Below are 7333 nucleotides of genomic sequence, written 5' to 3' on the forward strand. Positions count from 1 at the left end.
CGGTGGTGCCGCCGGCGGTCTCGGTGAAGATCCCCTCGGTGCGGGCCAGCAGCACGATCGCGTCGCGCACCTGCTCATCGGTGATGTCCTCGACCGCACCACCGGTGCGGCGGCAGACGTCGAGGACGTAGATGCCGTCCGCGGGGTTGCCGATGGCGAGGCTCTTGGCGATGGTGTCGGGCTTCACCGGACGGATGGCGTCGGTGTTGTGCTTGTAGGCGACACTGACCGGCGAGCAGCCGGTGGCCTGGGCGCCGTACACCTTGTAGGGCTTGTCCTCCACGAGCCCGAGCTTGATCAGTTCCTGGAACGACTTGTCGACCTTGGTCAGCTGCGAGCCCGAGGCGACCGGGATGACGATCTGGTCGGGCAGGCGCCAGCCGAGCTGCTCGGCGATCTCGTAGCCGAGCGTCTTGGAGCCCTCGGCGTAGAACGGGCGGACGTTGACGTTGACGAACGCCCAGCCCTCCTCCTCGCCGGCGATCTCGGAGGCGAGCTTGTTGACGTCGTCGTAGTTGCCGTTCACGGCGACGAGCTTGTCGGTGAAGATGGCCGAGTTGACCTGCTTGGGGTGCTCGAGGTTGCTCGGGATGAAGACCACGGTCTTGATCCCGGCGCGGGCGCCGGCGGCGGCGACCGCGTTGGCGAGGTTGCCGGTCGAGGGGCAGGCGAAGACCTTGGCGTCGAACTCGCGGGCCGCGCTCAGCGCGCAGGCGACGACACGGTCCTTGAAGGAGTTGGTGGGGTTGGTCGAGTCGTCCTTGACCCACAGGTTGTCGATGCCGAGCTCTCGCCCGAGGTTGTCGGCCTTGAGGAGGCGGGTGAAGCCCGGCTCCATGTTGGGGCTCTGCTCGATGTCGCTGGGCACCGGCAGCAGCGCCTTGTAGCGCCAGATGTTGGCCGGACCGGCGGCGATCTCCTCGCGGGTGATGGCCGGGAAGTCGTAGGCGACCTCGAGCGGGCCGAAGCACTCCGGACACGCATAGTGCGGGCCGAGCGCGACCTCGTGGCCGCACTCGCGACAGGCCAGCACGCGGGCATGGCCGAAGGCGCCAGTTCGAAGGGTCTTCGTGGGCGGGTGCTGTGCAACAACAGACATGGTCGAAATCCTCCTTCTCATCTACCCCGGGCGAATTTCGCACCGGGACGGAATTGGCACCGTTTCCGCGACTGCTGCTTGCGCAGCAGGAGGTTCGCGGCGGTTGCCGGGACTTCGTCGGGCCGTTCCCTCAGTCCCTCGTGATGAGGTCTTCAGGTTAGACAGGCCGTCTCAACATGTGCACATCGAGTCCACATGCTGGCATACGTGCCTCACCAGGTGGTCTGGTCGCACGCCGACGAGGGCGACTCGACCTGGAGCGTGGCGTGCTCGACGCCGTACTCGTCGCGCAGCACCACCCGCGCCGTCTCCAGCACCTCCCCGCCGCGGCCCTCGGCGGCCATCAGGTGCGCGGTGGCGACGTGCATCCCCGAGGTGAGGGTCCACACGTGCAGGTCGTGGACGTCGTCCACGCCGGGGACCGCGAAGAGCGAGGCCTCGATCTCCGCCGGCGACAAGCCCGCGGGTGCGTGCTGGCCGAGCACGACGAGCACCTCACGGCCGAGCATCAGGGCGCGGACGGCGACGAACACCGCGATCGCCAGGGCGACGACCGTGTCCCACCAGCCGTCGCCGGTGCGCGAGACCAGGACACCCGCGACGATCACCCCGATCGAGCCGACCGTGTCGGCGACGACCTCGAGGTAGGCGCCCCGGACATTGAGGCTCTCGGCCGCACCTCCGCGCAGCAGGAGCAGGGCGATCACGTTGACGACGAGCCCGAGCGCACCGACGAGCACCATCGGAGCTGCGGCGACAGCGGGTGAGTCACCGAGGCGGCGCAGCGCCTCGATCGCGACATAGGCAGCGGCGCCCAGCATCAGCAGCACTGTCAGGGCGGACGCGAAGACCTCGGCACGATAGGAGCCGAACGTCCTGCGCCCCGTCTTGTCGGCGCGAGTCGCGATCCGCGTGGCGACCAGGGCGGACGCCAGCGCGACCACGTCCGCGGCCATGTGTCCGGCGTCCGAGAGCAGCGCCAGCGACTGGGACAGCCAGCCCACGACGACCTCGACCAGGAAGAACGAGGTGACGAGACCGCAGGCGACGGCGAGGCGCCACCGGTGACGCGCTCCCGGGTGGGGGTGCGTGCTCGCGTGGCCGTGTCCCGCGCCCATGGTCTCAGTCCCGGGCGTCGAGGGTGAGCTGCCGCAACAGGTCCAGCACCCCGTCAGGGCCCGCGACGATCACGTCGGCAAGCGGCAGCAGCGCCGACTGCTCGTCCGAGGCGGCACACACGAGCAGCGTGGCCAGGCCCTGCTCGCGCAGCTCGGCGACGGCCTCGAAGGCCTCGATGTCGCCGAGGTCGTCACCGGCGAAGAGGAAGCCGCCGGCGTGCTGCTCCTTCACGAGGGTCTGCACGGCGTGCCCCTTGTGCTGGCCGTCCGAGCGGACCTCGATGACGTTGCGGCCGGGCTCGACGATCAGGCCGTGCGAGCGCGCCAGCTGCGTCATCGGCGCCAGCAACCGCTCGAAGGCTTCGTTGGCGTCCGCGAGGCGGCGGGTGTGTACGGCGGCAGCGAGCCCCTTCTCCTCGACGTAGGCCTCACTCGCGCCACTGCGCCGGAGCAACATCGGCAGCTCGCGCTCGAAGGTGGACAGGCCGTGGGGCGGACGCGGGGAGATGACGCGCCGCTGCGTGGAGGACCAGCGCTCGTTGCCGTACTGGCCGAAGACGAACAGCTCCTTGCCGTGCTCGCCGATCAGGTCGCCCACCTCGTCCAGCCCACCGAGGGCGAGCACCTGCCGGGCCGGGCGACCGGTGACGACCGCGACGGCCCGCACGAGGTCGCTCAGGTCGACGAGCACCTTCGGGGCGTCCGGGTGGATGTGCGCCTGTGCCGGGTCCTCGACGATCGGCGAGAGCACCCCGTCGAAGTCCAGCCCGACGACGATCTCGTCAGCGCGCACGACGAGCTCGTCGTAGCGCTGCGCTGCGGCTGCGGAGGTGAACTCCATGTGGAGAGCCAACCACGCGCAGTGGCTGAGCGTTCAATCAGGCAGCGTCGCCGGTCAGCACGATCGTCAGCCGATCCATCTTCATCGGCTCGACGGCCGGTGCGGTGCGGCCGATGCCGAGGTCGAGCGAGAGTTGCCTGGCGGCGGACTTGAGGCGCGCGGGGTAGTAGACGGTGGACGCCGGGATGGCGCCGTACCAGTTGTCCTCACCCACGACCTGCCACCCGACCTGGGTGGCCCTGGCTGCGATCGTCGCCGCCAGGCCCGAGATGCCGGAGTTGTTGAAGACCTCGACATACACCTCGCCGCGCTTGATCGTCGGCGCGGGCTTGGCCGTCCGGGTCGGCGTCACCGGCGTGGGCTCGGCGGTCTCCGGGGAGGTCACCGCGGCTGTGGTGACCTTGCGCTCGACCGGGCCCACGTCGCGGGTGGCGACATAGGTGAAACCGGCCATCGCGATCGCGATGATGCTGAGCATCACCAGCGGGGACGGGAAGGCGACGCCACGCTCCGTGCGGGTGCGGGTGCGGCGGGGGCGCAGGGCGAACATGGGTGCCTCACTGGGGGAAGTAGGCGCGGACAAGACGGTGGGGCTCAGAGTTCGAAACCGAGGCGGCGGGCGGAGCGCTGACGCTGCCGCGACGCGCGGAGCCTGCGCAGTCGACGCACCAGCAGCGGGTCGGCCTCGAGGGCCTCGGGACGGTCGATGAGGGCGTTGAGCACCTGGTAGTAGCGCGTCGAGCCCATGTCGAACTTCTCGCGGACCGCCTGCTCCTTGGCGCCGGCGAACTTCCACCAGTGGCGCTCGAACTCGAGGATGTCGCGGTCACGCTGGCTCAGCCCGGGGGTGCCCTCACCCTCGTGTGCGACGTATGCGTTCGCGGCGTCCATGACCAGCTCCTGAGTTTTGCGTCCCCTGCGTTGGCTCCACTGTAGGCGACGAACAACACCGATGTCATTCGCTCTCGGCGAGTCGCGTAGGAACTCACGCACCGGCCGGGGTACGGGGGCGGGCCGCTAGGGTGCCTGCGTGACCACACAGGGCCTGGCCGACCTCGTGATCGTCGCCAACCGACTCCCCGTGGACCGGGTGACGCTCCCCGACGGCACCGCTGGCTGGCGTCGTTCGCCGGGCGGACTGGTCTCCGCCCTCGAGCCCGTCATGCGCGCCAATGACGGCGCGTGGATCGGCTGGCCGGGATCGACCGAGGACACGGATCTCGTCCCGTTCGTCGAGGACGGCCTCCAGCTCGTGCCGATCCACCTGGACGATGACGAGGTCGAGGAGTTCTACGAGGGGTTCGCCAACGGCACCCTGTGGCCGCTCTACCACGACCTGGTCGCCAAGCCGGAGTTCCACCGTGAGTGGTGGGACTCCTACGTCCGGGTCAACCAGCGCTTCGCCGAGCGCGCGGCGGAGATCGCTGCCGAGGGTGCCACCGTCTGGGTGCAGGACTACCAGCTCCAGCTGGTGCCGCAGATGCTGCGCGAGCTCCGCCCCGACCTCCGCATCGGCTTCTACCTCCACATCCCCTTCCCGCCCGCCGAGCTGTTCAGCCAGCTGCCGTGGCGCCGACAGCTCCTCGAGGGACTGCTCGGAGCCGACCTGATCGGCTTCCAGCTCGCCGGCGGGGCGGCCAACTTCGTGCGCCTCGTCCGCGGGCGGGTCGGTCACAAGACGCACCGCGACCTCGTCTACCTGCCCGACGGCCGGACCGTGAAGGCGGCGGCCTTCCCGATCTCGATCGACGCGGTCGGCTTCATCGAGCTCGCGAAGACCGAGGCGGTGCATCAGCGCGCTGCGGAGATCCGCGAGGCCCTGGGCAGTCCCCGCAAGATCTTCCTGGGCATCGACCGGCTCGACTACACCAAGGGCATCCACGCGCGGCTGCGCGCGTTCTCGGAGCTGATCGCCGAGGGCAGGCTCGACGTCGAGGACGTGGTCTTCGTCCAGGTCGCCACCCCGTCGCGTGAGCGCGTCGAGCAGTACCGCATCCTGCGCGACGACATCGACCGGCTCGTGGGCAGGATCAACGGCGACCTCGGCCGGATCGGGCGCCCCGCCATCTCCTACCTCCACTCCTCCTACCCGCGCGAGGAGATGGCCGCGCTCTACCGCGCCGCCGACATCATGGTCGTCACCCCCTACCGCGACGGCATGAACCTCGTCGCCAAGGAGTACGTCGCCTGCCGCTACGGCGACGACGGCGCGCTGGTGCTCTCCGAGTTCGCCGGGGCCGCCAACGAGCTCCGGCAGGCCTACCTCGTCAACCCCTACGACATCAACGGCATGAAGGCCGCGCTGATGGAGGCCTTCCACGCCGATCCGAAGGAGACGACCCGCCGGATGCGCGCCATGCGCAAGCAGGTCGTCGACAACGACGTGACCGCCTGGGCCAACAACTTCCTCTCCGCGCTGGCCGACACCCGTCCCGAGCACGGCAAGGCGGTCCGGCCCGCTCGTCGGCGCTGACGGCGCCGTACGCCGCCCGGCGACCGCCCGCGGAGGCAACCTCGGCAAGCGTGTCGGGCCGGGCGTATCTTTCGGCACATGGATCTCCTGCCCCCCAAGCCGGCCCAAGTGGTCTCGGCCGCCAGCAACGTCGCCCACAAGTTGCTCTACGGCGGGCTGGCGGATCTGCGGCCGATGCCGCGGACCCTGATCGAGGACGGCGAGCTGCGCGAGGTCTACCACTACCGGCCCGCGCCGGACGTGGTCGAGACGGGCGATCCGATCCTGTTGGTGACGCCCCTGGCCGCGCCGGCCATCTGCTTCGACCTGCGCCGCGGCTGCTCGCTCGTCGAGCACTTCGTCAGCCAGGGCCGCCCGACCTATCTCGTGGAGTACGGCGAGGTGTCGTTCAAGAACCGCAACCTGGGCATGGAGCACTGGGTCGACGAGGTGTTGCCCGCGGCGATCAAGGCCGTCTCCGAGCACGCCGGCGGGCGATCCGTGCACGTGATCGGTTGGAGCCTCGGCGGCATCTTCGCGCTGCTCACTGCGGCCGACCAGCCGGCGCTCCCGATCGGCTCGCTGTCGGTCGTCGGCTCGCCGATCGACGTGCGGAAGGTGCCCCTGATGGCGCCCGTGCGACCGCTCCTGCACCTCAACTTCACCGAGGGCCGGGGCATGATCACCCGCGGCTACCAGGCGATGGGGGGCGCACCGAAGCCGATCGTGAAGTGGGCCTTCCAGCTCGCCAGCGTCCAGAAGATCGTGACCAAGCCGCTGGCCGTGATCACCAACCTCGACGACGCCGACTTCCTGGCCCAGCTCGAGGCGGTTGACCGCTTCTCGGCCAACATGATCGCCTACCCGGGGCGCTCGTTCGGACAGCTCTACCACCGCATGGTCAAGGGAAATGCGCTCGCTCAGGGGTCGATGACGTTCGGCGACCGGACGATCCGGCTGTCCGCGATCAAGGCCCCCGTGCTGGTCTTCGGCGGCGCCACCGACGGCATCGCGCCGGTCAACGCCGTCAGAGCGGTCGTGCCGTTGCTGACGGGTTCGACGCAGGTGCGCTTCGAGATCGTTCCCGGCGGCCACCTCGGCATGCTGACCGGTCGCGCGGCCCGCGGCTCGACCTGGCGGGTGATGGACGAGTGGATCGACCAGTGGTCGGCGCCGGCCCGGGTCACCGCGAAGAAGGCCGCCACCAAGAAGGCGCCGACCAAGAAGGCCGCCGATCGGGAGGCCATCGGGGTCAACCCCAAGCGTCGCTACGGTTCGGCGGGCTCGCGCTCGCTGGGCCGTTGAGCGGATCGCCCTGACATGACCGACCCCGGTGGCGGCCTGCCACGCAGCGTCCGCATCGGCTACGGCTCGGGCTCGGTGGCGACCGGCGCCTTCGGCACCGTGCCGGGACTGATGCTCCTGCCCTACCTCACCGACGAGCTCGGCATCGCCGCCGTGTGGGCCGGCCTGATCGTCTTCGCGCCGAAGGCATGGGACGTCGTCCTCAACCCGATCGCCGGTCGCATCTCCGACCGGACTGTCGACCCGGCCGGTCCCCGTCGGCCCTGGCTGCTCCGCGCCGGCATCATGCTCGCCGGCGCGTTCGCCCTGATCTTCGCCGCACCGGACCTCGACTCGACCGCACTCGAGGCGGCCTGGGTGCTCGTCTTCTTCGTGCTCGCCGCGTCGGCGTACGCCTTCTTCCAGGTCCCGTATGTCGCCATGCCGGCCGAGATCACCTCGAGCTACCACGAGCGCACGCGGCTGATGACGGCGCGCGTGGCCATCCTCGCGTTCACGATCATGCTCGCGGGCGCGAC

General features: G+C 70.0%; 8 protein-coding genes and 1 riboswitch. Of the genes, 3 read left to right on the plus strand and 5 right to left on the minus strand.

What is annotated here, in order from left to right; translation table 11 throughout:
* The 5 genes from thrC to RMO85_RS10300 form a co-directional block, all read right to left on the minus strand.
* Positions 1–1099, minus strand: a 1099-nt coding sequence (gene thrC / locus RMO85_RS10280) for a threonine synthase (protein WP_310528632.1), incomplete at its 3' end; no start/stop codon positions are given.
* Positions 1100–1113: 14 nt separating this feature from the next.
* Positions 1114–1249: riboswitch (SAM riboswitch) on the minus strand.
* 62 nt (positions 1250–1311) lie between these two features.
* Complete coding sequence (locus tag RMO85_RS10285; RefSeq protein ID WP_310528633.1) at positions 1312–2217, minus strand: cation diffusion facilitator family transporter; 906 nt, start codon at positions 2215–2217, stop codon at positions 1312–1314.
* Positions 2218–2221: 4 nt separating this feature from the next.
* Entirely contained in the window at positions 2222–3058 is an 837-nt protein-coding gene (gene otsB / locus RMO85_RS10290) for a trehalose-phosphatase (protein ID WP_310528634.1), read from the minus strand.
* A gap of 37 nt (positions 3059–3095) precedes the next feature.
* Positions 3096–3608, minus strand: coding sequence for a LytR C-terminal domain-containing protein (locus RMO85_RS10295; RefSeq protein ID WP_310528635.1), 513 nt, complete (start codon positions 3606–3608; stop codon positions 3096–3098).
* A 44-nt stretch (positions 3609–3652) separates the two neighbouring features.
* Complete coding sequence (locus RMO85_RS10300) at positions 3653–3949, minus strand: DUF3263 domain-containing protein (protein WP_310528636.1); 297 nt, start codon at positions 3947–3949, stop codon at positions 3653–3655.
* A 139-nt stretch (positions 3950–4088) separates the two neighbouring features.
* Between RMO85_RS10300 and RMO85_RS10305 the strand changes: the two genes are divergently transcribed.
* The 3 genes from RMO85_RS10305 to RMO85_RS10315 all read left to right on the plus strand — a co-directional run.
* Positions 4089–5531, plus strand: coding sequence for a trehalose-6-phosphate synthase (locus RMO85_RS10305; protein WP_310528637.1), 1443 nt, complete (start codon positions 4089–4091; stop codon positions 5529–5531).
* A gap of 78 nt (positions 5532–5609) precedes the next feature.
* Positions 5610–6815, plus strand: a complete 1206-nt coding sequence (locus RMO85_RS10310) for an alpha/beta fold hydrolase (protein WP_310528638.1) — start codon at positions 5610–5612, stop codon at positions 6813–6815.
* A 15-nt stretch (positions 6816–6830) separates the two neighbouring features.
* On the plus strand, positions 6831–7333 hold a 503-nt coding region (locus RMO85_RS10315), incomplete at its 3' end, for an MFS transporter (protein WP_310528639.1).

Origin of the sequence: Nocardioides sp. (assembly GCF_031422975.1) — a bacterium.
Lineage (GTDB): Bacteria > Actinomycetota > Actinomycetes > Propionibacteriales > Nocardioidaceae > Nocardioides.